Consider the following 25,859-nt stretch of genomic DNA (forward strand, 5'->3'; position numbering starts at 1 on the left):
TCCAGCATGCGGGGGCTGCATCTTCCCCATGAAAGGCGGGGGGGCGCGAGCGCATCCCGATGTTCGTAGCGGTGGCAAACGCGGCTAGAATGCAATGACCCCGCGGTTTGCGCACGTGCGATGCCTTTGGGTCCGACGCGAACAGATGGCCCCAAACAAAATGGAACGACAGCCTGACTTTTGTCCTCCCCGCCCGAAAGATGCCGGCGCCCGACAGCCCGCACCGCCTCACCTTGGTGACCTGCTTGATAGCCTGAGCGACGGATTCATGTCGATAGACAGATCGTGGCGCTTCACCTATCTCAACCATACAGCCGAACGATACTTGCAGCAGGAGCGGCAAAACCTGCTGGGGCGCGACATCTGGCAGTGTTACCCGGACTTGGTGGACTCCGGCTACTACCGCGTCTATCAGCAGACGGCGGCAACTGGACTCCCCGGTCGGCATACTGACTATTACGCACCGCTCGACACCTGGTTTGAGGCTCGCTCATTTGCCCACGACGATGGCATTACGGTACTCTTCCGCGACGTCACGCGCGAACACGAGCACGCGGCGCTGTTGGAGTTTGAAGCTAGTCACGACTATCTGACTGGTTTGCCCAACCGGCGCAAGTGCATGGAAACGCTATCAGGCGCGGTCGCCGAGGCCGCTTCACCAGGCTTTACGCAGGGTGCTTCCCTGGCTGTGCTGTTTATTGACCTGGACCAATTCAAGGAAGTCAACGATGCGTTCGGTCATGCTGTCGGCGATGATCTGCTGCGCGGCTTTGCGAAAAGGCTAGTCGCAATTCTCGAACCTGAATGTTTCGCCGCGCGCGTAGGGGGCGACGAGTTTGTCCTGCTGTTACGCAATACGACCGAGAACGCGGCAGAAGCGTTCGCGCATGCGGTGCTCCGTGAGCTCGCGATGCCATTCGAGGCATGCGGAAGATCCGTCTGCCTGTCGGCTAGCATTGGCATCGCGCTACTGAGAGAAGCACCGGAATCGGCCGAGGCATTGCTGAGTCGTGCCGACACGGCCATGTACGCAGCGAAGTCATCTGGCCGATTTCAGGTGCGCGCGTACGATGGCGCACTCGATCGGGGCATGCGTGACCGCCTTGCCTTGCGCATGGATCTTCGTGAGGCGTTTGCCGCGAACCAGTTCGAGCTTCATTTCCAGCCTCAGATAGCACTCGCGGATGCTTTACCAATCGGTGCTGAGGCGCTGCTTCGCTGGCGTCATCCTGAACGAGGATTGCTGATGCCGCACGCATTCCTGGATGTGTTACTTGAGTCCCCATATGAAGCAGCCCTCGTCGAATGGCTGCTCAATGCAGTTTGCCGCCATATCGGTGCCTGGCGACGGCTGGGTGTATCCATACCGCGGATCAGCCTCAATCTGTCGGCTCGGCAACTTCTCTGTGTGGAACTTACCGATATGATTCTCCGTATCGCGAGGGCATACGACGTCTCCCCCGCAATGCTCGACATTGAAGTCACGGAGGACAGTCTGGTGAGCGATATCGAGAAGGCAACGTCCGTGCTCGCGGCGCTGAAGCTAGCCGGCATATCCACATCGCTGGACGACTTCGGCTCTGGATACTCCAGTCTCGGCTATCTGGTCCGACTGCCCATCGACACCCTGAAGATCGACAAATCGTTCGTTCGGGCGCTGGCCGATTCGGAGAAGGCGTCTGCGATCATCCGCAGCATTGTCTCTCTCGCTCGTTCGCTGGGAATGAAAACAATCGCGGAAGGCGTCGAGTGCCAACGCCAGGCTGCGGAGCTGAAGGATGCCGGATGCGATGCCATTCAGGGCTATCTAGTCAGCCGCCCGCTTGACTCGGAGGCCTTTGCGGAATTCATGCTGCGTGTGTGATTGCGCCATTCAGGCAGAGGGGAGAACACCGAGATGCGGGAGCCCGCCATGGGCTCCCAGTACCTCACCCCAGCCTGAACTGCCCCACGACCCCCGCCAACGCGCCGGCCTGCCCCTGCAACGCCTCGGCCGCCGCGGTGGATTCCTCCACCAGAGCCGCGTTCTGCTGCACCATCTGATCCAGCTGGCTGACCGCCCGGTTCACCTCCTGGATGCCCCGGGTCTGCTCCTGCGCCGCATTGGTGATCTCGGAAATGATGCTGGTCACCTTGTCCACGTTCCCGACGATCGCATTCATCGTGTCTCCGGCGCGGCGTACCTGCCCGGAGCCGGACACCACGCTGTCGACGGTGGTCTCGATCAGCGTCTTGATCTCCTTCGCAGCCTGCGAACTGCGCTGCGCCAGCCCGCGCACCTCACCGGCAACCACGGCAAATCCACGGCCCTGCTCGCCGGCGCGCGCCGCTTCCACCGCAGCATTCAGCGCAAGGATGTTGGTCTGGAATGCAATGCCTTCGATCACGCCGATGATGTCGGACACCTTGACCGAAGCCCGCTCGATCTCGCTCATGGTCTGAATGGCCTCGCCAATGGCGGCGCCACCATTGCCAGCGACCTGGGAGGCTGCGATCGCAGACGCATCGGCCTGCTTGGCCGACATGGCGGACTGGCTCACGGTCGCGGTGATCTGTTCCATCGACGCCGCCGTCTCTTCCAGGCTCGCCGCAGCCGATTCAGTTCGCCGCGAAAGGTCGATGTTTCCGGCCGCGATCTCGTCAGCGGCCGCATGTACAGATGCACTGGCATCCCGAATCTGGCGCATCACGCTGACCAGCTTCTCGGCGAAGGCGTTGAACGCCTGCGCAATCTGCGCCACCTCATCGGAGCCATTGGCTGGCAGGCGGCGCGTCAGGTCGCCATCCCCGCTACCGATATCCCGCATGGCGTCGCGAATCACCGACAGCCTTCGGAATGAAACCGCTGTCACCCCGGCGACGATGGCGGCCGCCACGCAAGCGATCACGATCAGCACGAACACCGATGCCATCAGCATGGAGCGCATGCCTGCGGTCGCCTCGCCCTGGTCCAGCGCGATCACGGCAATCCAGTCCGTGCCGGGCACGCCGCGCGCCCGCAGCAGCTTGGGCGCATTGTCCACATCGACCTGCAACGGGGCCTTGGCGCCTTCGAGCGCTGCGAGCTTGTCGATGGCAAGCGCGGGCATCAGATCCGTCAGGGGCTTGAGCGTGAGCTTATCGTCCTGGTGGGCCACGATCTTGCCGTCCTTTGTTACCAGCACGCCGAAGCTGGCAGGCGTGGGGTGGATGGCCTTGATGGTGGCGATGACGCTGTCCATGGACACGTCGCCGGCCACCACGCCCTTGAGCGCGCCGTCGCGCAGGATGGGCACGGCGAAGGTCACGACCAGCTTGCCGCTGCTGGCGGCCACGTAGGGCGGCGTGACCACCGGCTTGCCCGCGGCCACGGCCTGCTTGTACCAGGGGCGGGACGTGGGATCGTAATTGGGCCGCAGGCCTTCGGTATCAGAAAACCGGTGGGACTTGTCGGGAAAACCGATGTAGGTCATGACGAAGCCGCCGGCGCTGCCTACCTGCTTGAGCGCGGCGATGGCGGCGTTGGTGTCGGGCTGCGTTGCCGCGTCCTGCAGCGAGTCGATCATCTGCATGTGGCTCGCCACCCAGTCGGCGATGGCGCCGACGTGGCCGTTCTGCACGGCGGCCAGGTTGCTGTCGATGGCGTCGTCGTTGTACGAACTGGCCACCACGTGATTGATAACGGCATTGGCGATGAGCGCCACCACGACGATGGCCACGGATAGGGCCACGATGCGCGCGCGGAGGGAGGACAGCATAGTTGGATCTTTTATGTTTGGCTCATCTGGCGGATAGCCTTTGGAGCGGTGGGGGCGAAGGGTCCTGGCTCGCTCTTACGGCATTGTTGCCGGCGAATTTAGGACCATCGGGCAGCCTATTTTTAAAGTGCGAAGAGCGCCATTCGGATATCCGGATGAAGCGCGATCTGGCTGTTCGGATATCCGGATGCTCGGTTTTTTCGGGTGTTTGGCACCGAAGTGGTGCGTCTGTTGGCATGGACGGAGCCTGCCTCGCGCAAAAAAAATGGCCTCCGAAGTGGAGGCCTCTCGTCTTTGTGAGGTCGTGTTCTGCGCGTGAGAGCGCTGTGTCTTTTCCGCTGCCAGTGCGCACGGACCTTCAACTGCTAACGTGGCGGCAAGCGAAGGGTCCCGAGGGTCAAGCGCGCCGCCATACCGGCGACTCCGCCACCACGACCTTGCGCGGCAGGATCTTCTGGCTGGTGAACGCATCGGCGATGCGCTGCTGCTCATCGAGCGAGGCCGCATCTACCGTCTGCACCTGGTACGTCCGGCGGCGGTTGGCGGCTTCCACCGTGGGCGCGTCCAGGCCGATCAGCGGCGCATGCCACTGCGCGGCGGCCGCGGGGTTTTGCTTGATCCATTCGCCGGCGCGGCGCAGTTCTTCATAGACCACGGCCAGCACGTCCGCATGCTTTCGCGCGTACGGCGTGGCGGCGAGGTAGAAGCGCCGGTAGCTCGAAAGCCCCTTGCCATCGCGCAGGATGCGCGCGTTGGCCTGGCGTTGCACTGCCGCCAGGAACGGGTCCCAGATCACCCAGGCGGCCACGCTGCCGCGCTCGAAGGCGGCGCGCGCGTCGGCCGGGCTCAGGTAGGCGGGCTCGATATCGCGGATCGACAGCCCGGCGCTGGCCAGCGCTTCGAGCAGCAGGTAGTGCGCGCCCGCGCCCTTGGCAAAGGCAATGCGCTGGCCTTTGAGGTGGGCGATTTCCTTGATCGGCGAATCCTGCCGCACCACAATGGCCTGCGCTTCGGGCGAGGGCGTCTCGATGGCATAGTAGGTCAGGTTGGCGCCGGCCGCGAGCGCGAAGGGCGGCACCGCGTCGGCCACGTCCGCGCTCAGGTCGAGGTTGCCGATATTGAGGGATTCCAGCAGCGGCAGGCCCGAGGTGAATTCATACCATTGCACCGATGCGCCCTGCGGCGCGAGCGCCTTCTCCAGCGTCTCGCGTGATTTCAGCAGGATCATCAGCGTGGACGATTTCTGGAAGCCGATGCGCAGTGTGTGCTTTGGCGCCTGCGCGCGTGCTGGCAAGGCCGTGCCAAGCGCGCCGGCCGTGCCGGCGGCCAGCATGCCGCTGACAACGATTCTCCGCCGCCGCTGGTTGAGTTCGTTTGTCATTGCCGCTCCCCGCGTGTCTTTCAAGTTGTAAGGGGAAGAGGGTAGGCGAAAGCCATGCCGCAAGGAACGAAGAATGCCGCAGTTGCTTATGCGGGGAGGTGTGAAGAAGCCGGCGCCGGTGCGTGCCGATGTGCATGATGGCGCGTCAAAGAAAAAGAGCCCCGCATGGGGGCTTCCTGACAGCGCCGCGCCATCGGTGCGCGGCCTGGCTTAGCGCTGGTAGGCCGGCGGCAGGAAGCCGGCAAAGCGTTGCTGCGTGGTCGCCTTGAATTCCGGCGACTGGTAAGCCTCGCGGATGTCCTTGACGAACGGCTTGCCGGTGTCGGCGGTGCGCACGGCAACCAGGTTCATGTAGTAGTCGGGAATCTTTTCCAGGCTGAGCGCTTCGGTTAGCTTGAGGCCGGAGGACAGCGCGAAGTTGCCGTTGACGAAGGCGAAGTCCACGTCGTCGAGCGAGCGCGGCAGTTGCGCGGCTTCGAGCTGGATCAGCTTGAGCTTGTTCGGGTTGCCTTCGATGTCGCGCTCACTGGCGCGGATCGGGTCGGTGCCGGCCTTGAGCGTGATCCAGCCGATCTGCTGGAGCATGGCGATGGCGCGTGCCAGGTTGGACGGATCGTTAGGCAGCGACACCGACGCGCCCGGCTTCACTTCCGTCAGCGACTTGTGCTTGCGGCTGTAGATGCCGATCGGGGCGGTGGGGACCTGGATGACTTCCGACAATTGCAGCTTGCGGTCGCCGGAGAACTTCTTCAGGTAGGCCACGTGCTGGAAGGCATTGGCGTCGATGGCGCCATCGGCCAGCGCCAGGTTGGGCTGCACGTAGTCGCTGAACTCAACGATAGTGACCTTGTAGCCTTTTTTTTCCAGCAGGGGCTTGATGCCGTAGCGGATCTGGTCGGAGTAGGGACCAGCGGTGGCGCCGAAGCGGATTTCCTTTTTGTCCGGATCAGCCGCGCCGGCCGTCTGGATCGCGCCGAGCGCGAGCACCGCGGCAATCAGTCGAATTCCGAAACCCAGTTTCATCTAAAGCTCCCCGTATTGTTTGTGTGCATCGTGGCTTACCGGGATGGCGGCAAGCAAGGATGCCCATTGTAGGGAAGTGCATACGTTCAAGGAACGAGTAAAAATGCATGGTCTTATAACGCACTTGCATATGCCTGTATGTGGGTTTGCAGGCGTTCGTGTGACGCCAACGGCTGTTGCGCTGCGGAATATGCATACGCAATCGGGTAGTAGTTGCGGGATAACCCGTATTGCGGTTATGATTGAACTGTCTCCTCCAATCCCACCAAGGAATTGGATTCGCGCCCGCCTCATTGGTGGGCGTTTTTGTTTGTGCTTCCCATTTTTGGGCTTCCAAGCGGGCTTAAGCGGCGGGCTTAAGCGATCGCCAGCGCGGCGGAAAACAAGAAGGGCCGGTGGCATCCATGTGCCACCGGCCCTTCTTGTTGCGAGCGCCGCGTTGCGACGCCAGCTACTGCGCTACCCCGCCACCCCTCAGGCCGCGGCCAGCGCGCGCTCCAGGTCTTCCAGCAGGTCGTCGATATGCTCGATGCCGATCGACAGGCGCACCATGTCTTCGCTGACACCAGCGGCCTTCAGCTCGGCTGCGTCGAGCTGGCGGTGCGTGGTGGAGGCCGGATGGGTCGCCAGCGACTTGGCGTCGCCGATGTTGACCAGGCGGGTGAACAGTTGCAGCGCGTCCAGGAAGCGCGCGCCGGCTTCGCGGCCGCCGCTCTTCAGGCCGAACGACAGGATGCCGGGGCCGCGCCCGCCCAGGTAGCGCTGCACCAGCGCGTGGTCCGGGTGCTCCGGCAGGCCGGCAAAGTTGACCCACTCCACCTTGGAGCTGGCCTTCAGGTGGCGCGCGACAGCCAGCGCGTTCTCGGTGATGCGGTCCAGCCGCAGCGCCAGGGTCTCGATGCCTTGCAGGATCAGGAAGGCATTGAACGGCGACAGCGCCGCGCCGGTATTGCGCAGCGGCACCACGCGGGCGCGGCCGATATAGGCCGCCGCGCCGAGCGCTTCGGTGTAGACCACGCCGTGGTACGACACATCCGGCTCGTTCAGGCGCTTGAAGCGCGCCTTGTGCTCGGCCCACGGGAACTTGCCGCTATCGACGATGGCGCCGCCCACGCTGTTGCCGTGGCCGCCCAGGTATTTGGTGAGCGAGTGCACGACGATGTCCGCGCCATGCTCGAACGGACGGCACAGGTAGGGCGAGGGCACGGTGTTGTCCACGATCAGCGGGATGCCGTGGCTATGCGCCACCTTGGCAATGGCTGCGATATCGACGATGTTGCCCAGCGGGTTGCCCACCGACTCCACGAAGATCGCCTTGGTGCGCGCATCCACCAGGTCGCCGAAGGCGGCCGGGTTGCGGCCATCGGCAAAGCGGGTCTCGATGCCGGACAGGGGTAGCGTGTGCGCGAACAGGTTGTAGGTGCCGCCGTAGAGCTGGCTGGCCGAGATGATGTTGTCGCCGGCCTCGGCGATGGTCTGGATGGCATAGGTGATGGCCGCCATGCCGGACGCCAGCGCCAGCGCGCCCACGCCGCCCTCGAGCGCGGCCAGCCGCTGCTCCAGCACGTCGTTGGTGGGGTTCATGATGCGGCTGTAGATATTGCCGGGCACCTTGAGGTCGAACAGGTCGGCGCCGTGCTGCGCGTTGTCGAACGCATACGCAACGGTCTGGTAGATCGGCACGGCCACGGCACGCGTGGTGGGGTCCGGGGAGTAGCCGCCGTGAACGGCAATTGTCTCGATTTTCATGATGTCGTTGTCTTTTTGTTGGAATGAATACGCTCAGGAACGGGCATGGTAGCAGCCGTGGTTCGCGTGTGCCATCCGGGGCGGACCGCGCGGGCCCGCCCCGGATTCGGGCCTTGGCCCCTTACTGGCTGGCCAGGGGGAAGCTCGCCTGCCAGACGTTGTCCTTGACCTTGACGGCGGTGGGGATCAGTTTCTGCTCATGGAACAGGTCGGCCACCCGCTGCTGGGCGGCGATCACCTCCGGCGTCACCGGGGTGGCGCCGTACGGCACGCGCTTGAGCCAGGTCTCCACGACCTGCGTGTCCAGGCCCACGGCAGGCGCGAGCAGGGCGGCAGTCTCGCCGGGGTTCTTCACCACCCACAGGCCGGTCGTGCGCAGTTGCTCCAGGATGGCATTGACCACTTGCGGCTGCGCTTTGACGAAGCCGTTGGCCGCTTCATAGAAGTTGAAGGGGGAGGGCACGCCTTCATAGTCGGCGATGGTGCGCACCTTCAGCGCCTTCTGCGCCAGCGCGTAGTACGGGTCCCAGACCACCCAGGCGTCCACGTTGCCGCTCTCGAAGGCGGCGCGCGCATCGGCGGGCGGCAGGTAGATCGGCTGGATGTCCTGCAGGGCCAGCCCATGCTTGTTCAGCAACTGCACCAGCAGGTAGTTGGAGCTGGAGCCTTTTTGCAAGGCGATGCGCTTGCCGCGCAGGTCGGCCACCGAGCGGATCGGCGACTTCTCCAGCACGAACAGCGCCTCGTTGGTCTTGCCGCCTGGCTCTGCGCCCACGTAGACAAAGTTGGCACGCGCCGCCTGGGCGAACACTGCCGGCGGCGCGCCCGTGTAGCCAAAGTCGATGCCGCCGGCATTGAGCGCCTCCAGCAACTGCGGGCCGGCGGGGAATTCCTTCCACTCCACCTTGAAGCCGAGCGGGGCGAGCTTTTTCTCCAGCGAGCCCTGCGCTTTGAGCACGGCCAGCAGGCCGGCCTTCTGGTAGCCCACGCGGACCGACGCGTCGGCGGCATGGCCGGCGGCGGACCAGGACAGCGCGGCGATGGCCAGGGCGCGGCCGACAACGGGTAGCCATTGGCGGAAAGGATGCATTGCGATGTTCTCCGAAGTCGACGATGCGGTAGCAAGGGTCTGAGGTTGGGATGCGGCCCTATGGTTGCGAAATCGCGCGAGGAGGGGAACGAAGGTTATTGCATTTGCATAGAACCACGGCGGGCGCAACGCGCCGGCAAGCAGGTTTTGGCGGTCCATGGCATCCTGCTTTCCACCGCATTGCCCACCGAAATGCTCGCCGCACGCGCGTTGCGGTTTGTGCAGCTGCTTTCAAGGGTGCGCACCCCTGCGACACCTTGCCGCAGTCAAAAATGTCTCGGCTTAGTTGGGTGTTGCCTGTGAGATGGCAGAAGAAGCTGCATTGTCCGATTTTCCGAACAGTGTGTTCTAGATCACGGGTTTACCCTCAATGCTGCGATGCGGTAGATTCGCGGCCACGATGTCTGACGTACCGCGAACCTCACCCGAACACCCTGCTTGCCCACCAGGCAAGCTCGCCGGGCCGCGCCACGCCGACGTCCTCCTGTGTGGACCGCCGCAGTCCCACTTTGATCCGTCCCACAAGGACCAAGCCAGGCTGCCGCTGATCGGCGCGTCCCCCGGCACACCGGTCGCTTGACCCGGATCTGACCCAGTTTCCCCCAAGCCTTAAGCCTGCCTCTTGCTCGCGCATCTGGCAGCAGAATCACGCCGCGCCGTCGCTGCCGTGGCCAACTCAACCAGTCGTGACATGAAGATACCCAAACTTCCGCGTTGGACGCGGCTAATGCCTAGCGCCGCCGTGCTCTTGCTGGCCGGATGCAACATGGCCGTGCTAGATCCGAAGGGCCAGATTGGCGCCGACGTCAAAAACATCATCCTGATCGCGACCTGGTTGATGCTGCTTGTCGTGGTGCCGGTGATCGTGCTGGTCTTCACCTTCGCCTGGAAGTACCGCGCCAGCAACAAGTCGGCCCGCTACGAGCCGGACTGGTCCCACTCGACCGGGATCGAAGTCGTGGTCTGGCTGATTCCCTGCCTGATCATCCTGGTGCTGGGCATCATCACGTGGAAGTCCTCGCACGACCTGGACCCCTATAAGCCCATCGAATCCAACGTCAAGCCGATCACCATCGAGGCGGTTGCGCTGAACTGGAAATGGCTGTTCATCTATCCGGACCTGGGCATTGCCACGGTCAACGAGATCGCGTTCCCGGTGAACACTCCCGTGAACTTCAAGATCACGTCGGATTCGATCATGAATTCCTTCTTCATTCCGCAACTGGGCAGCCAGGTGTACGCCATGGCGGGCATGGAGACCAAGCTGCACCTGATCGCCAGCGAGACCGGCGCGTTCGACGGCATGTCGGCCAACTACAGCGGCGGCGGCTTCTCGGGCATGAAGTTCAAGGCCAAGTCGGTGTCGAACTTCGACTTCGAGGCGTGGGTCAAGCAGGTCCGCGCCTCGTCGAGCCAGCTGACCCTGGCTGACTACAGCGCGCTGGCCAAGCCCAGCGAGGCGAATCCCGTGGCGCTGTACGCCAAGGTCGATCCGCAGCTGTACCACGGCATCCTGCACAAGTACATGGACGGCGCCGGTGGCGCTATCGCCGGCAACGGCACCTCGTTTGGTCCCGTCTGCACCTCGCGCAACACCCTTGGCGTGAGCCAGGTGTCCATGGCCGCGCCCGCTACGCCGGCGCCGGGCTCGAATTCCTAGGAGTAGAGATGTTTGGCAAATTGAGTTTGGATGCCATCCCGTTCCACGAGCCCATCATCATGGGCACGTTGACGATGGTGGCGCTGGGTGGCGTGGCGCTATGCGCGCTGATCACCTATTTCGGCAAGTGGAAATGGCTGTGGAACGACTGGTTCACCTCGGTCGACCACAAGAAGATCGGCATCATGTATTCCGTGGTTGCGCTGATCATGCTGCTGCGCGGCTTTGCCGACGCCATCATGATGCGTACCCAGCTGGCGTTGTCCACCAACGGCTCGCCGGGCATCCTGCCGCCTGAGCACTACGACCAGATCTTCACCGCCCACGGCGTGATCATGATCTTCTTCGTGGCGATGCCGCTGATGACGGGCCTGATGAACCTGGTCGTGCCGCTGCAGATCGGCGCGCGCGACGTGGCCTTCCCGTTCCTCAACACGCTGAGCTTCTGGCTGTTCGTTGCCGGCGCGATGCTGGTCAACGTCTCGCTGGGCGTTGGCGAGTTCGCGCGCACCGGCTGGCTGGCCTATCCGCCGTTGTCCGGCATTGCGTACAGCCCTGGCGTGGGGGTGGACTACTACCTCTGGAGCTTGCAGATCTCGGGCCTGGGCACCTTGCTGACCGGCGTCAACTTCCTGGTGACCATCCTCAAGATGCGCGCCCCGGGCATGACCCTGATGCGCATGCCGGTGTTCACCTGGACCGCGCTGTGCACCAACGTGCTGATCATCGCCGCTTTCCCGGTGCTGACCGTCACGCTGGGCCTGCTGGGCCTTGACCGCTACCTGGGCATGCACTTCTTCACGAACGAAATGGGCGGCAACGCCATGATGTACGTGAACCTGATCTGGATCTGGGGCCACCCCGAGGTGTACATCCTGATCCTGCCGGCATTCGGCATCTTCTCGGAAATCATCTCGACGTTCTCCGGCAAGAAGCTGTTCGGCTACAAGGGCATGGTCTACGCGACCTGCGCCATCATGGTGCTGTCGTTCCTGGTCTGGCTGCACCACTTCTTCACGATGGGCTCCGGCGCCAACGTGAATGCGTTCTTCGGCATCACCACCATGATCATCTCCATCCCGACCGGGGTGAAGATCTTCAACTGGCTGTTCACCATGTACCGCGGCCGTGTGCAGATGACCACGCCCGTGCTGTGGACGCTGGGCTTCATGGTCACCTTCGTGATCGGCGGCATGACCGGCGTGCTGATGGCAGTGCCGGCGGCTGACTTCGTGCTGCACAACAGCCTGTTCCTGATCGCCCACTTCCACAACGTGATCATCGGTGGCGTGCTGTTCGGCTACATCGCCGGCATTACCTACTGGTTCCCGAAGGCCTTCGGCTTCAAGCTCGACGAGCGCCTGGGCAAGTACGCGTTCTGGTGCTGGATCATCGGTTTCTACCTGGCCTTCATGCCGCTGTACGCGCTGGGCTTCATGGGCATGACCCGTCGCCTGAACCACACCGACAATCCGGCGTGGAACCCGTACCTGTACGTGGCCGTGCTCGGCGCCGCGTTTGTTGGCCTGGGCATCCTGTTCCAGATCCTGCAGATCGTGGTCAGCGTGCGCCGCCGCAAGGAACTCCTCGACGTGACGGGCGACCCCTGGGGTGGCCGTACGCTGGAGTGGGCAACTTCGTCGCCGCCGCCGTTCTACAACTTCGCGCATACCCCGGTGGTGCGTGACCTGGACGCGTTCGCCGACATGAAGGCGCGTGGTGAAGTGCCGCAGCAACAAGCGCACTACGAGCAGATCCACATGCCGAAGAACACCGGCGCCGGCTTCTACATCGGTGCCTTCAGCCTGGCGCTGGGCTTTGCCCTGACCTGGCATATCTGGTGGCTGGCGGCGGTAGGCCTGGTTGGCATGATCGTCAGCTTTATCTTCCGCAGCAACGACGACCACATCGACTACTACGTGCCCGCGCACGAAGTCAAGGCGGTCGAAACGAGCCATTTCCAGCGCATTGCGTCACAGGCCTGAACCATGACGACTGAAGTCCTACAGCGTTATCCCGCGCATGGCGCCGCCCAGGCGCATGCCCACTCGCACGATCATTCGCACGATCACGCCCATCACGACACCAGCGCCAACACGGTGTTTGGTTTCTGGGTGTACCTGATGAGCGACTGCATCATCTTCGCCGGGTTGTTCGCCGCGTTCGCGGTGCTGCGTGGCGAAGTGGCAGGCGGCCCGTCGGGCAAGGAGTTGTTCGAGCTGAACTACGTCCTGGTCGAGACCTTCCTGCTGTTGTTCAGCAGCTTGACCTCGGGCATGGCAATGATCTCCCTGCATAACGGCCAGCGTGCCCGCCTGCAGTTCTGGCTTGGCATCACGTTCTTGCTGGGCGTGGCGTTCATCGGCATGGAAATCAACGAGTTCCATCACATGATCGCCGAGGGCGCCGGCCCCGAGCGCAGCGCCTTCCTGTCGTCGTTCTTCACGCTGGTCGGCACCCACGGCCTGCACGTGGCGAGCGGCCTGCTGTGGATGGCTGTGCTGATGTGGCAGATCTCCCGCAAGGGCCTGACCCCGACCATGACCAAGCGCCTGGCCTGCTTCGCCTTGTTCTGGCACTTTCTGGACATCGTCTGGATCGGCGTGTTCACCGTGGTCTACCTGATGGGAGCGATGTAATGGAACATAGCAACGTCTCTGCCGCCGGCGCTCACCGCGCCCACGACGGGCACGGCACCACGTCCGCAGGCGCCAGCCATGGCAGCGTCAAGTCGTATGTGATCGGCTTCGTGCTGGCGGTGATCCTGACCGTCATCCCGTTCAAGCTGGTGATGGGCGGCACGCTGGAAGCCTCGACCACGCTGGCCGTGATCCTGGGCCTGGCGGTCGTGCAGATCGTCGTGCACCTGATCTATTTCCTGCACCTGGACAGCTCGTCGGAGCAGCGCTGGAACGTGATGGCCCTGGCCTTCACCGCGCTGATCCTGCTGATCGTGGTGGCGGGCTCGCTGTGGATCATGCACAACATGAACGCCAATATGATGGTGCATTGAGCGTGAAGGGTGGCTAAGCGCGGTTCGGCTTTCTGTCGAACCGCGTCACGCAAACGATGTGACAAGACGACCCGGTCGCGTGAGCGCCCGGGTCGTTTTTGTTTGTGCGGCAGCGGAACATGTGTTTCTGGCATCGCGGGCAGTGGGTTTTTGCCCCGCCAGGCCTTGATTCTTCGTTGTATACAACATGTTCTATGTGGTCGAGTATTCCCCCGAAATACGCTGCCTGTCTTCTCGTTACTCTCTGGTTCTTCGCGTTTTATCGACGTTTACCCTCGGTTTTCAGCTTTCACATTGCCTGGTCAGTTTATTGTGGATACACTCTGTATTCAACAGCGGCCATCTTGCATCACCGGACACGCTCGCCCCCACAATGAGAGACAGCGCATCATGCAGACCGACAACGACAACGACAATCTCAGCGACAGCAAAGCCGGCGCCAGCGCTTCCCAGGCGGTCCGGGCCCTGCTCGGATTGCGGGAGCTGATCCTCGGCGGCGACCTCGCGCCGGGTGCTCGCATCTCCGAACTGTGGGTGGTTGAGCGCCTCGGCGTCTCCCGCACCCCGATCCGGGCCGCGTTGATCCGGTTGCAGGAAGAAGGCCTGGTCGAGCCCATCCCATCCGGCGGCTTTGCGGTCCGTTCCTTCGCCGAAAGTGAAATCAGCGATGCGATCGAACTGCGGGGCACGATGGAAGGCATGGCGGCACGGCTTGCCGCGGAGCGTGGCGTCGGCCAGACCATCCTGAGCGGCTTGCGCGACTGCATCACGCAAATCGACACGGCGCTCACCGGCGAGCTGACCGCGGTCAAGTTCTCTGCTTACGTCGATCTCAACGCGCGCTTCCACCAGTTGTTGGCTGAGGCGGCCGGCAGCCCCCTGGTTGCACGGCAGATCGAGAAAGTGATGAATATCCCGTTCGCCTCCGCCAGCGCCTTCGTGATGGTCCAGTCCATCGATGAAAGCGCGCGCGAAATGCTGCTGCTCGCGCAGGCGCAGCACCGCTCGGTGGTCGAGGCGATCGAGCTGCGCGAGGGCACCCGTGCCGAAGCGCTGATGCGCGAACACAGCCGCATCGCCAACCGTAACCTCAAGATCGCCATGCAGAACCAGCAGGCGATGTCGCAGGTGCTCGGCGGCAGCCTGATTCGCCGCGCGGGCCGCCCGGCCTGACCTAACCCACTTTCGTAAGTCACTGAACCTTGGCGCGATCGGGCGCCAGGGAGGGGATCGCTATGTTTCTGAAAAACACTTGGTATGTGGCCTGCACGCCGGACGAACTCACGGGAAAACCGCTTGGCCGCACGATCTGCAATGAAAAAATGGTGCTGTTCCGGGGCGAGGACGGCAACGTCGCCGCGCTGGAGGACTTTTGCCCGCACCGTGGCGCGCCGCTTTCGCTGGGCTTTGTCCGCGACGGGCAACTGGTCTGTGGCTACCATGGCATGACCATGGGCCGCGACGGCAAATGCGCCAGGATGGCCGGGCAGCGCGTCGGCGGGTTTCCGTCGATCCGCAGTTATCCGGCCGTCGAGCGTTACGGTTTTGTCTGGGTCTGGCCTGGCGACGCCGCGCTGGCCGATGCGGGTGCGATCCCGCATCTGGAGTGGGCAGTGAGCGCGGACTGGGCCCACGGCGGCGGGCTGTATCACATCCATTGCGACTACCGGCTGATGATCGACAACCTCATGGACCTGACCCATGAGACCTACGTCCATGCCTCCAGCATCGGGCAGGCCGAGATCGAAGAGTCGGCACCGGCCACCAAGGTCGAAGGCGACATGGTCGTGACCGGCCGGCATATGGAGGGCATCATGCCGCCGCCGTTCTGGGCCGCGGCGTTGCGCGGCAATGGCCTTGCGCACGATGTGCCTTGCGACCGCTGGCAGATCTGCCGCTTCACGCCGCCAAGCCACGTCATGATCGAGGTGGGCGTGGCGCACGCGGGCAAGGGCGGCTATCACGCCGAGCCGCAGCACAAGGCGTCGAGCATCGTGGTGGACTTCATCACGCCGGAGACCGAGACCTCGATCTGGTACTTCTGGGGCATGGCGCGCAACTTCAAGGCAGACGACGCGCAGCTGACCGAAACCATCCGCGACGGGCAGGGCAAGATCTTCGCCGAAGACCTGGAAATGCTGGAGGCGCAGCAGCGCAATATCCTGGCCAATCCCGAGCGCAAGCTGCTCAAGCTGAATATCGACGCCGGCGGCGTCCAGGCGCGGCGGATTCTCGATCGCCTGCTGCAGCAAGAACAGGCCGGGCAGGCGGAGGGCGCGTGATGCAGGTCAGGATCGCAAGCAAGGCCGACGCGGCGTCGGGCATCGCCGTGTTCGAACTGGTCGCGCCGCACGGCGGCACCCTGCCGGCATTCACCGCGGGCGCGCATATCGACGTACGGATCGCGCCGGGACTGGTGCGTCAGTACTCCCTGTGCAACGACCCCGCCGAGACCCACCGCTACCAGATCGGCGTGCTGCGCGACCCCGCCTCCCGGGGCGGGTCGGTGGCCATGCACGCGCTGGCAGTCGGCGCCACGCTGGAAATCAGCGAGCCGAAGAACCACTTTCCCCTGGCCGCCGGCGCCGCGCATTCGATCCTGCTCGCCGGCGGCATCGGCGTCACGCCGATCCTCGCCATGGCGCAGCGCCTTGCGCAATCCGGCGCCTCGTTCGAGTTGCACTACTGCACCCGCACGGCGGCGCATACGGCGTTCCGCGAACGCCTTGCGCACGAGGATCTCCGGGACCGCACGCATTTCTATTTCGACGAGCCGCCGGGCCATCGGGCTGACCTGCCACGCTTGCTCGTCGCCCCCGGCGCACGGACGCATCTCTATGTGTGCGGCCCCGCCGGCTTCATGGACGCGGTGCTGCGCCAGGCGAAGGAGGCCGGCTGGCCGGAGGCGAATCTCCACCGCGAGTATTTTGCCGCGCCCGAGGTGCCGGGCGCCGTCGCCGGGGCGTTCCAGGTGAAGGTCCAGAGCAGCGGGCTGGTGATCGATGTTGAGCCGGACCAGACGGTGGTGCAGGCGCTGTCGGCCAATGGCGTGGAGATCCAGACATCCTGCGAGCAGGGCGTGTGCGGAACCTGCCTGACGCGGGTGCTGGCGGGCGAGCCGGAGCATCGCGACGCCTATTTGACCGACGAGGAACGTGCCGCCAACGATCAGTTCCTGCCGTGCTGCTCGCGCGCCCGGACGGGTTTGCTGGTGCTGGATTTGTAGTTGCCGTCAATCCAGATCGATCGGATCGGCCGGGTAAATCAAAATAAAACCATGGAGGTAGACAATGAAGCTCGACATCAGGGAAACCATCAACCAGGGCGAGATGAGCCGGTTCCAGATCATGGCGGTAGCGATCTGCATCGTGCTCAATATGCTCGACGGCTTTGACGTACTGGCGATGGCGTTCACCGCCTCGCATATCTCGGCCGACTGGCACCTTAGCGGCAAGGAGATTGGCGTCCTGCTCAGTGCCGGGCTGTTCGGCATGGCGGCGGGATCGCTGTTCCTGGCGCCCTGGGCCGACCGGCTCGGGCGCCGCCCTGTCATCTTGCTCTGCCTGGTGACGATCTCGGCGGGCATGCTTTGTTCCGCCTTCGCGCAGAGCGTGACCCAACTGGCGGCCATGCGGGCGATCACCGGGCTGGGCATTGGCGGCATGCTGGCCAGCATCAACGTCATTACCGGCGAATACGCCTCAGACAAGTGGCGCAGCACCGCGATCGTGCTGCAGGCCACCGGTTATCCGGTGGGCGCCACGATTGGCGGCGCCATCGCCGGCGTGCTGTTGCTGCACTACGGCTGGCGCAGCGTCTTCGTTTTTGGCGGGCTGGTCACGCTGGCCATGATCCCGGTCGTGCTGGCACGCTTGCCTGAATCGCTGGACTTCCTGATCGCCAGGCGCCCGGCCGGCGCGGTCGACAAGCTCAACAAGCTTCTCGCCGGCATGGGGCGCGAACGCATTACCGAAATGCCGGCGCGCGCCGCCGCGCAGACGCCAGCCCAGGGCGGGGTTCGCAGCTTGTTTGGCGGTCGCCTCGCCATGCAGACGCTGATGATCTGGACTTCGTTCTTCCTGGTGATGTTCAGCTTTTACTTTGTCCTGAGCTGGACGCCGAAGCTGCTGGTGGCGGCCGGCATGTCGGCGCAGCAGGGGATTACCGGCGGCGTGCTGCTCAACGTCGGTGGCATCGTGGGCGGCACGTTGTTCGGTTTCCTTGCCGCGCGCATCGGGCTCAAGCCGCTGCTGTGGAGCTGCTTTGTCCTGACCGCCTTGTTGCTGGTGGCATTCGGCATGTACGCCAATACCTTGTCGGTGGCGTTCGTGCTGGCCCTGTTCATCGGTGGCGGCATCTTCGGCTGCATGGTCGGCTTGTACGCCTACGCGCCCATTCTCTATCCGGCGCAAAACCGCACCACGGGCATGGGCTGGTCGATCGGCATGGGCCGCTTCGGCGCGGTGCTGGCCCCGCTGGTCGCCGGCGCGCTGGTCGACGCGGGCTGGCCCACCTCAAACCTGTACTACGTCTTCGCGCTGCCGCTGCTGGTAGCCATCGCCAGCGTCGGCTTGCTTGGCCGGTCCCCGGCCGCCGACGGACAAGCGGTACGTATCGCCGCGCACTGAGCGGTACCACATAGAACGCGCAATAGCGTGCCGACATTGGGCGGCAGGCCCCCGGCTTGCCCCAAATCTTAGAAGAAACGGGAGGATGACAATGAAACTTGGACATACGGTCGCAGCCATCGCGGCAGCGATCCCGGTGGTTGCCGCGGCGCAGAACGTGACGGCTTATGGGGTGGTGGATACGGGCGTGGAGTACATCTCCCATATCGGCGCGGCGAAGGACAATGTCTTGCGCATGCCGAACCTGACTGGCACGGTGCCGTCGCGCTGGGGCTTGCGCGGCACCGAGGACCTGGGCGGCGGCATGAAGGCAATCTTCTGGCTGGAGTCCGGGTTCGGGCCCGATAGCGGCGCCAGCAACCAGGGTGGACGCCTGTTCGGCCGCCAGGCGCTGGTGGGCCTGGCGGGGAACTGGGGGCAGGTCGCGCTGGGACGGCAGTACACCATGCTGTTCTGGGCCATGGCCGATCCCGACATCCTGGGGCCGAACGCCTTCGGATCGGGCTCGCTGGATAGCTACCTGCCCAATGCACGCACGGACAATGCCATCTCGTACAAGGGTACCTTCGGCGGCCTGACCGCCGGCGCCACCTACAGTTTCGGCCGCGATACGGTCAACGCGGGCCCGAGCCCCTCGGGCACCAACTGCGCCGGGGAGAATCCAGCGGACCAGCGCGCCTGTCGGGAGTGGTCCGCGATGCTCAAGTACGACACCGCGACCTGGAGTGTGGCAGCCGCCTACGATTCGCTGCGCGGCGGCCCAGGTGCCTTCGCCGGGCTGAACCGCAGCAGCCTGACGGATGACCGCCTGTCCATCAACGGCTATGTACTGGTCAACCGGGACACCAAGATCGGCCTGGGCTGGCTACGCCGGGACAACAGGGCCAGCCCGGCCCCCGTGAGCGACATGTTCTACGGCGGCGTGACGTATCAGGTGACGCCGGCCTTCAGCGTCGACGGCGAGGTGTTCAACCTGCGCTATCACAACAGCGCGGACAAGGCATGGCTGTTCGCGGCGCGCGGCGTCTATGCCTTTACCAAGCGCACGTCCGTCTACGGCACGGCCGGCTTCATCAACAACGGCGGCAACCTGGCGCAGTCCGTCAGCAATGCGGGAACGGGCACCAATCCCGCACCCGGCGGTAGCCAGCTTGGTGCCATGGTCGGGATGAAACACGTGTTCTGACCATGCAAGCATGGCTGTGCTTGCGCAGCCCTGTCGCCTCGGACGGGCCAACTGGCAACCCTTGCTTCTTCGCAAGGCAATGCCTGGCCTGTCAGGCCACCTGCCGTGTGTCGCCAAACGCGCGCGGATGCGCCGGCCGCGCCAGGCCCAGGTGCTCGCGCAAGGTGCTGCCCGCGTAGCGCTCGCGAAACAGCCCGCGCCGGCGCAGCTCTGGCAGCACCAGTTCGATGAAGTCGTCGAGGCCGCCCGGCAGCCATGGCGGCATGATGTTGAAGCCGTCGGCGGCGCCGCCTTCAAACCAGGCCTGCAGCTGATCGGCGATGCTCTCGGCGGTGCCATGAATGGACCAGTGCCCGCGCGCGGTAGCCACGCGCAGGTAGAGCTGGCGAATGGTCAGTCCCTCGCGCCGGGCTAGCCCGGTCACCAGCTGGAAACGGCTCTTGGCGCCGTTGGGCTCGGGCAGGTCGTCGGGCAGCGGCCCGTCGAGCGAGTAGCCGGAGAGATCCACGCCGCCGAGGTTCTGCGACAGCAGGGCCAGCCCCACGGCTGGATGGATCAGGCTTTGCAGCGCCTCGAATTTCTCCTTCGCTTCGGCCTCGCTGCGCCCGATCACGGGGAACACGCCCGGCATGATCTTGAGCTGGTCGGGTGTGCGGCCATAGCGCGCCAGCCGGCCTTTCAGGCCTTGGTAAAAGGCCTGGGCATCCTCCAGCGACTGCTGCGCGGTAAAGATGACCTCCGCCGTGCGCGCCGCCAGTTCCTGTCCGGCCTCGGACGAGCCCGCCTGCACGATTACCGGATGGCCCTGCGGCGGGCGTGACACGTTGAGCGGCCCGCGCACCTGGAAATGCTTGCCGTGGTGATCCAGTGCGTGCAGCTTGTTGGCCGCGAAATGCAGGCCGCTTTCCTTGTCGTAGAGGAATGCGTCGTCTTCCCAGGTGTCCCAAAGCCCCGTCACCACATCCACGAATTCCTCGGCGCGCGCGTAGCGGTCAGCGTGCTCGGGGTGCTTGTCCAGGCTGAAGTTGCGCGCCTCGGCGTCGGACCACGACGTCACCACATTCCAGCCGGCGCGGCCGCCGCTCAGGTGATCGAGCGAGGCGAATTTGCGCGCGACGTGAAAGGGCTCGTTGTACGTGGTGGAGACGGTGGCCACCAGGCCGATGCGCTCGGTCACCGCGGCCAGGGCCGAGAGCAGTGTCAGCGGCTCGAAGCTGGCGGCGCGCGCCGTGCGGGGCAGGGTGGCGTCGTCAAGCGCGCGGATTGCGACGCCGTCGGCGAGAAAGATCGTATCGAACTGCGCGGCCTCGGCGCTTTGCGCCAGCCGCACATAGTGCGCAAGATTCTGCCCGGCGTCGGCCTGCGCGCCGGGGTGGCGCCAGCCGGCCACATGGTGGCCGGTGGCTTGCAGGAAGGCGCCGAGCTTGAGCTGGCGCTTCTGTGCGGGTTGGCTCATCTGCGGCTCCCTTATGCGGCGGCGCGCGCCGGCGCCGCGTGGTTGGCCGGCTCGGCTTGCTTGGGCGCGGCGGACTTCACCGATACGCTGCGGCGTCCGTCCACGCTGACCGGCACATCGCCCGCGATGGTCACCCGGCGTACCACGCGTTTCGCATCGCCGTAGTCGTTGATGGCGTAGTGCTGGGTGGCGCGGTTGTCCCAGATCGCCACGTCGTTGGCGCGCCAGCGCCAGCGCACCGTGTTCTCAAGGCGATGGACGTGGTCTTGGAGTACGGAGACCAGATGCTGCGAGTCGGAGGACGAGTAGCCAAGCAGCTTCTTCACGAAATGCCCCAGCACCAGCGTGCGCTCGCCGGTTTCCGGGTGCACGCGCACCACCGGATGCTCGGTCTCGTAAATGGCGGCGGTGAAGACCTCGCGGTAGCGCTTGATGGCTTCGGTGCTGACCGTGTTGCGGGTGGCGGCGTAATCGTAGTCGTTGGTATGCAGCGCCCACAGGCGGTCGGCCAGTTCGCGCAGCGCCTCGGGCAGATCCTGGTAGGCTGCCGCCGTATTGGCCCATACGGTGTCGCCGCCGGCGGCGGGAATGACCACGCCGCGCAGCACGGACACCTGCGGGTAGGCCAGGTCGAAGGTCACATCGGTATGCCAGGAGTTGGCGCGGCCGCCGTGCTCGGAATCGAGTTCGAGCAGGAACCGCGTGCCGTCGCGCGAGGGCACGGTGGGGTGGGGCACGGGCGTGCCGAACAGGCTGGCAAAGCCTTCCTGGGCTTTGTCGTCCAGGTGGTCCTGATCGCGCAAGAACAGCACCTTGTGGCGCAGCAGCGCAGCGCGCACGGCGCCGAACGTGGTGGCGTCGAGGTCCGGCGCCAGCTTGATGCCGCGGATCTCGGCGCCGATGCGCCCGGCTACCGGGTGGATGTCTAGCCTGACTTGTGCTGTGGCTTGCTGCTGGGTCATCTGGGATTCTCCTGTGGGCGAGGGGCGCGATTCAGATCGCGAACTGGATATGGGGTGGCAGCCGGTCGGTGGTTTCCGGATCGGGTTCGCGCTTGATGGGCGCTTCCGCGAGATCGGCCGGGCGCCCGGTGAATTCCTGCAGCACGTCGTCCTTGACGCGTGCGAAGCCCAGCGCGGCGCGGTCGCGCGGATGGGCCAGCGGCACCGGCAGGATGCGCCGGATGCGCCCGGGCCGCGGCTCCATCACCACCACGCGATCGCCCAGGTAGATGGCTTCTTCGACATCGTGCGTGACCAGGATCATGGTGATGCCCTCGGCCTGCCAGATGCGGTGCAGCTCCTGCTGCAGGTAAGCGCGGGTCAGGGCGTCGAGCGCGCCGAAAGGCTCGTCGAGCAGCAGGATCTCCGGGCGCGTGACCAGCGCGCGGGCAATGGCCACGCGCTGGGACATGCCGCCCGATAGCTGGTGGGGGAACGCGGTCTCGAAGCCGGCCAGCCCCACCAGCGCGATATGCTCGCGCACCGTGCGGCGCTTCTCGGTCTCGGTCAGGTTGGCGTTGAGCAGCGCCGTGCGGATGTTCTGCTCCACCGTCAGCCACGGGAACAGCCGGTGCTCCTGGAACACGATGCCGCGGTCCAGGCTGGTGCCCACCACGCGCTTGCCGTCGAGCAGGATCTCGCCCTTGTAGTCCTCCTCCAGCCCCACCACCAGCCGCAGCAAGGTCGATTTGCCGCAGCCGCTGGCGCCGACGATGCTGACGAACTCGCCGGGCGCGATGGACAGCGTGATGTCTTCGAGGACGGGCAGGGGCTCGCCCTTGACTTCATATTGCTTGCGCAGGTGCGCGATATCGAGCGTGCCGGCTCGGGCCATGACAGGTCTCCGGGATGGGTTCAGAAGCAACGGGTTCAGAAGCAATGGGTTCAGGATCAGAAGGCGGCGACTGAGCGCCCGCGCCACGCCAGCAGGCGGCTCTCGATACGGCTGGCGATCCAGTTCAGCGTAAAGCCGACCAACCCGACCACGATCACGCCGAAGATCACCAGGTCCATCCAGAAATTCTCGCGGCCATCGGTCAGGGTGTTGCCGATGCCCTTGCCGGACACCAGCATGTACTCGGCGCCGAGCGTGGCCAGCCAGGCGTAGATCAGTGCCAGGTGGATGCCGGCGAAGATCGACGGCGAGGCCGACGGCAGCACCACGCGCAGCAGCACCTGCCGGCGCGAATACTTCAGTACGTTGGCCACTTCCAGCAGATCGGCGGGCACGGCGCGGATCCCCTCGAAGGTGTTGAGCACCACGGGGAAGAAAGCCGCGAGCGACAGGAACACCACCTTGGCGGTGTCGCCCAGCCCGAACCAGACCGAGATCAGCGGAATCCAGGCGAACAGCGAGATCTGCTTGATGGTGTGGAACGTCGGCCCCACCAGTTGCTCGAACAGCCGCGACAGCCCCAGCGCGGTGCCAAACAACAGGCCCACGCTGGCACCCAGCGCGAAGCCGGCAACGTCACGCCACAGGCTGGCCGACAGCGCGACAAACAGCGCGCCGCTGCGCACCTGCTCTACCGCCGTGGCCCAGACCTTGGACACCGGCACCAGCAGCGGCGACGTGCTCCAGCCAAAACGCACCGCGGCCCACCACAGGATGATCAGGCCGATAGGAAGTACCCAGCCGCGCAACGCGCGCGGGAGGTGCAGGGAGCGCGGGTTGCCGGATTTCGTTACCAGCGTCGCGGAGGCATCGGCCATGTTGTTTTCCTTTGCTGTTGGTTTGCGCCGCAACTCAGAGTCCCGGCTTGCGCCAGCGCAATACCGCGCGCTCGGCCAGCGCCAGCACCTTGTCCAGCGCGAAGCCCACCGCGCCCACCACGATCACCGCCGCAATCACCATGTCGAGCTGGAACAGCTGCCGGCCGTACACGATCATGTAGCCCAGCCCTTCGGAGGAGGCCAGCAGCTCCACCACCACCAGCGCCAGCCACGCGTGCGTCAGGCCGTAGCGGATGCCGCTCCAGATCGGCGCGGCGGCGGCGGGAAACACCACCCGCGACAGCAGTTGCCAACGCGTGAAGCGCAGCACCCGCGCCACCTCGATATAGCGCGTGTGCACGTTCTGGATGCCCTTGTAGGTATTGAGCGCGATCGGTACCAGTGAGGCCTTGGCAATCAGGATGATCTTGAGCGCTTCGTCAATGCCGACCAGCAGCATCAGCAGCGGCAGCCAGCCCAGCACGGGCACCTGGCTGAAGGCCTTGAAGGTGGGGTAGACGTAATCGCGGAAGCTGGGCGACAGGCCCATCGCCACGCCCAGCGCCAGCCCGCCGGCCAGGCCCAGCGCAAAGCCGAGCGCCACGCGCAATGCGCTGACGGCCAGGTTGGCCTGCAGCTCGCCGCTTTGGTACAGCTCGGTGAGCGTGTGCCAGACGGTGTCGGGGGCGGGCAGCACCTGCGGCGGAATCCACGCGAAACGCGCCGCCACGTACCAGACCAGCAGCAGCGTCAGCGGCACCGGCCAGGCCAGCAGCCACGCGGCATGCTGCCGGGTGGGCCGCCAGCCGTGCAACCGCTTGCCGCGTTGCGCGGGGGCGGTGCCCGCCGCACCCGGCAGCGTCAGGGTATCGTTGGCTGCCATCGCGTCAGGCTCCGAGGATCTTGCCGTTGGGCTGGTAGACCGGCCAGTAGCTCTGCAGGCTCAGGTCGTTCAGCGCGGCCTTCAGGAAGCTCGGGTCGATCCACTGGTCCACGTCGAACTTCGCGCGTGAGAGCCGCAGGCGGTACGCCTGCTCGGTGGCGTCCTTGTAGCGGGTCACCAGGAAGGGGTCGAAGTTCGGGTTCAGCCGCACGCGCAGCGGTTCACCTTCGTAGTCTTCTTTCCAGTGCTCGTAGGGCGTGCCGGCGCGCGCCCAGGTACGCAGCACGTCTTCGCGGTTCTTTTCGTCGGAGGCCCAGCGTGCGGCCTGCACCGCGGTCTTGACCAGTTGCTGGGTGGCTTCGGGGTACTTGCTGGCGAACGCATCGGTCACCAGCACATGGCTCTGGCGCGTGTAGATCGGCGACTGGTTCTTGCTGGAGTACAGGATGCGCACCGCGCCCTTGTCGCGCAGGCGCAGGATATCCATGGCGCCGATGGCGCCGTCGATATCCCGCGTGGTGAGCGCGGCCAGGTAGCCGGCAGTGTCCAGGTTCAGCAAGCGCAGGTCCTTCTCGGCCAGGCCGTTGGCCTCAAGCAGGCGCAATGCCGGCAGATGCATATTGGTGCCCTTGAACAGCGACACGCGCTTGCCGCGCAGGTCCGCCACCGTCTTGAGCGGGGAGTCGGGCGGCACGCCGATATAGATATTGGTGCGCACGCCCGTGGCCAGCACCAGCCGCGTCTTGAGACCGGCGGCGCGCGCCACGATGGCGGGCAGGTCGCCCTGCATCGCAAAATCGAGCTGGTTGGTGCTGATGGCTTCATTCACGGCCGGCCCCGCGCCCTTGAAGAACAGCCATTCGATGCGCGTGCCTGACGGCTTGAACGCTTCCTCCAGCCAGCCGCGCGCATGCGCGATGGCCATGGAGCTGCCCGCGAAAGTGGGCGGCGTGCCGGTGGCCGGCTGCGCCACGCCAATGCGGATCACGTCGGGCCTGGCGCCGCCGCTGGCGCTGAATGCGCTCAGCGGGCTGGCGGATGCGGCGGCACCCAGGCCGGACACGGCAAGGCGTTTGAGGAGGGTTCGTCGCGTGATTGCCATCTTGGATGTGGTCCTGTGTCTTGTGCTCGTGGGGAGAATTCCACCAACGGCTCTCAAGATACGCGGCGCCATCGGCACAGCAGAACGAATGTTTCTGCTTTTGGATATGGCCTGCGCGCATATGCACCACAGATGGCGATGGTGACGCGGCAACGCATATGGGCATGCGCTTTCCTTCGTTCCGTGAGGCGGCGCGCTGGCATAGAGTGCGCCATTTTCGCTATGTGCCGAACGCAC

At 64.8% G+C, this 25,859-nt stretch carries 21 protein-coding genes; 10 read left to right on the forward strand and 11 right to left on the reverse strand.

The features are described from left to right. The first annotated feature begins 160 nt into the window (after positions 1–160). Positions 161–1,864: a putative bifunctional diguanylate cyclase/phosphodiesterase gene (locus AC1RQC_RS34920; protein WP_492886070.1), complete on the forward strand. Its 1,704-nt coding sequence runs from the start codon at positions 161–163 to the stop codon at positions 1,862–1,864. Positions 1,865–1,928: 64 nt separating this feature from the next. On the opposite strand, the gene AC1RQC_RS34925 is transcribed toward AC1RQC_RS34920, so the two are convergent. The 5 genes from AC1RQC_RS34925 to AC1RQC_RS34945 form a co-directional block, all read right to left on the reverse strand. Next, positions 1,929–3,737: a methyl-accepting chemotaxis protein gene (locus AC1RQC_RS34925; RefSeq protein ID WP_492828092.1), complete on the reverse strand. Its 1,809-nt coding sequence runs from the start codon at positions 3,735–3,737 to the stop codon at positions 1,929–1,931. A 397-nt stretch (positions 3,738–4,134) separates the two neighbouring features. Further along, positions 4,135–5,118 carry an aliphatic sulfonate ABC transporter substrate-binding protein gene (locus tag AC1RQC_RS34930; RefSeq protein WP_492886072.1) on the reverse strand — a complete coding sequence of 328 codons (984 nt, stop codon included), beginning with the start codon at positions 5,116–5,118 and terminating at the stop codon, positions 4,135–4,137. Between the two features lie 210 nt (positions 5,119–5,328). Beyond that, the gene (locus AC1RQC_RS34935) at positions 5,329–6,141 is read right to left on the reverse strand and encodes a MetQ/NlpA family ABC transporter substrate-binding protein (protein ID WP_492375115.1); all 813 of its coding nucleotides are present in this window, start codon (positions 6,139–6,141) and stop codon (positions 5,329–5,331) included. Positions 6,142–6,615: 474 nt separating this feature from the next. After that, positions 6,616–7,890, reverse strand: a complete 1,275-nt coding sequence (locus AC1RQC_RS34940; protein ID WP_492812483.1) for an O-acetylhomoserine aminocarboxypropyltransferase/cysteine synthase family protein — start codon at positions 7,888–7,890, stop codon at positions 6,616–6,618. A 121-nt stretch (positions 7,891–8,011) separates the two neighbouring features. Then, entirely contained in the window at positions 8,012–8,980 is a 969-nt protein-coding gene (locus AC1RQC_RS34945) for an aliphatic sulfonate ABC transporter substrate-binding protein (RefSeq protein WP_492375117.1), read from the reverse strand. A gap of 691 nt (positions 8,981–9,671) precedes the next feature. Here AC1RQC_RS34945 and cyoA point away from each other — a divergent pair. From cyoA to AC1RQC_RS34990, 9 genes are all read left to right on the forward strand, one after another. Next, positions 9,672–10,640, forward strand: a complete 969-nt coding sequence (gene cyoA, locus AC1RQC_RS34950; protein ID WP_492886074.1) for a ubiquinol oxidase subunit II — start codon at positions 9,672–9,674, stop codon at positions 10,638–10,640. 8 nt (positions 10,641–10,648) lie between these two features. Beyond that, on the forward strand, positions 10,649–12,625 hold the full coding sequence (gene cyoB / locus AC1RQC_RS34955; protein WP_492375119.1) for a cytochrome o ubiquinol oxidase subunit I: 1,977 nt from the start codon (positions 10,649–10,651) through the stop codon (positions 12,623–12,625). 3 nt (positions 12,626–12,628) lie between these two features. Beyond that, positions 12,629–13,279 carry a cytochrome o ubiquinol oxidase subunit III gene (cyoC, locus tag AC1RQC_RS34960; RefSeq protein WP_477133450.1) on the forward strand — a complete coding sequence of 217 codons (651 nt, stop codon included), beginning with the start codon at positions 12,629–12,631 and terminating at the stop codon, positions 13,277–13,279. Further along, positions 13,279–13,653, forward strand: a complete 375-nt coding sequence (locus AC1RQC_RS34965; protein ID WP_150987177.1) for a cytochrome o ubiquinol oxidase subunit IV — start codon at positions 13,279–13,281, stop codon at positions 13,651–13,653. Before cyoC ends, AC1RQC_RS34965 begins: the two co-directional genes overlap by 1 nt. 390 nt (positions 13,654–14,043) lie before the next feature. Continuing rightward, positions 14,044–14,826 carry a GntR family transcriptional regulator gene (locus AC1RQC_RS34970; RefSeq protein ID WP_492886076.1) on the forward strand — a complete coding sequence of 261 codons (783 nt, stop codon included), beginning with the start codon at positions 14,044–14,046 and terminating at the stop codon, positions 14,824–14,826. 62 nt (positions 14,827–14,888) lie between these two features. Further along, positions 14,889–15,935 carry a Rieske 2Fe-2S domain-containing protein gene (locus tag AC1RQC_RS34975; RefSeq protein WP_492886078.1) on the forward strand — a complete coding sequence of 349 codons (1,047 nt, stop codon included), beginning with the start codon at positions 14,889–14,891 and terminating at the stop codon, positions 15,933–15,935. Then, entirely contained in the window at positions 15,935–16,879 is a 945-nt protein-coding gene (locus AC1RQC_RS34980; RefSeq protein WP_492886080.1) for a PDR/VanB family oxidoreductase, read from the forward strand. Before AC1RQC_RS34975 ends, AC1RQC_RS34980 begins: the two co-directional genes overlap by 1 nt. A gap of 64 nt (positions 16,880–16,943) precedes the next feature. Beyond that, positions 16,944–18,281 carry an MFS transporter gene (locus AC1RQC_RS34985; protein WP_253931963.1) on the forward strand — a complete coding sequence of 446 codons (1,338 nt, stop codon included), beginning with the start codon at positions 16,944–16,946 and terminating at the stop codon, positions 18,279–18,281. Between the two features lie 91 nt (positions 18,282–18,372). Further along, positions 18,373–19,467, forward strand: a complete 1,095-nt coding sequence (locus AC1RQC_RS34990) for a porin (RefSeq protein ID WP_492828081.1) — start codon at positions 18,373–18,375, stop codon at positions 19,465–19,467. Positions 19,468–19,558: 91 nt separating this feature from the next. On the opposite strand, the gene AC1RQC_RS34995 is transcribed toward AC1RQC_RS34990, so the two are convergent. From AC1RQC_RS34995 to AC1RQC_RS35020, 6 genes are read right to left on the reverse strand one after another with little or no spacing between them, the layout of a single operon-like run. Continuing rightward, complete coding sequence (locus tag AC1RQC_RS34995; RefSeq protein WP_492886082.1) at positions 19,559–20,923, reverse strand: LLM class flavin-dependent oxidoreductase; 1,365 nt, start codon at positions 20,921–20,923, stop codon at positions 19,559–19,561. Between the two features lie 11 nt (positions 20,924–20,934). Next, positions 20,935–21,885, reverse strand: a complete 951-nt coding sequence (locus tag AC1RQC_RS35000) for a TauD/TfdA dioxygenase family protein (protein ID WP_492375125.1) — start codon at positions 21,883–21,885, stop codon at positions 20,935–20,937. Positions 21,886–21,916: 31 nt separating this feature from the next. Beyond that, positions 21,917–22,759, reverse strand: a complete 843-nt coding sequence (locus tag AC1RQC_RS35005) for an ABC transporter ATP-binding protein (protein ID WP_492375126.1) — start codon at positions 22,757–22,759, stop codon at positions 21,917–21,919. A 56-nt stretch (positions 22,760–22,815) separates the two neighbouring features. Beyond that, positions 22,816–23,637, reverse strand: a complete 822-nt coding sequence (locus AC1RQC_RS35010; protein ID WP_492886084.1) for an ABC transporter permease — start codon at positions 23,635–23,637, stop codon at positions 22,816–22,818. Between the two features lie 34 nt (positions 23,638–23,671). Continuing rightward, positions 23,672–24,520: an ABC transporter permease gene (locus AC1RQC_RS35015; RefSeq protein WP_492886086.1), complete on the reverse strand. Its 849-nt coding sequence runs from the start codon at positions 24,518–24,520 to the stop codon at positions 23,672–23,674. 4 nt (positions 24,521–24,524) lie between these two features. After that, positions 24,525–25,622, reverse strand: a complete 1,098-nt coding sequence (locus tag AC1RQC_RS35020; RefSeq protein WP_492812466.1) for an ABC transporter substrate-binding protein — start codon at positions 25,620–25,622, stop codon at positions 24,525–24,527. Positions 25,623–25,859: the final 237 nt, after the last annotated feature.

Source organism: Cupriavidus sp. GW822-FHT03E04, from assembly GCF_058801495.1.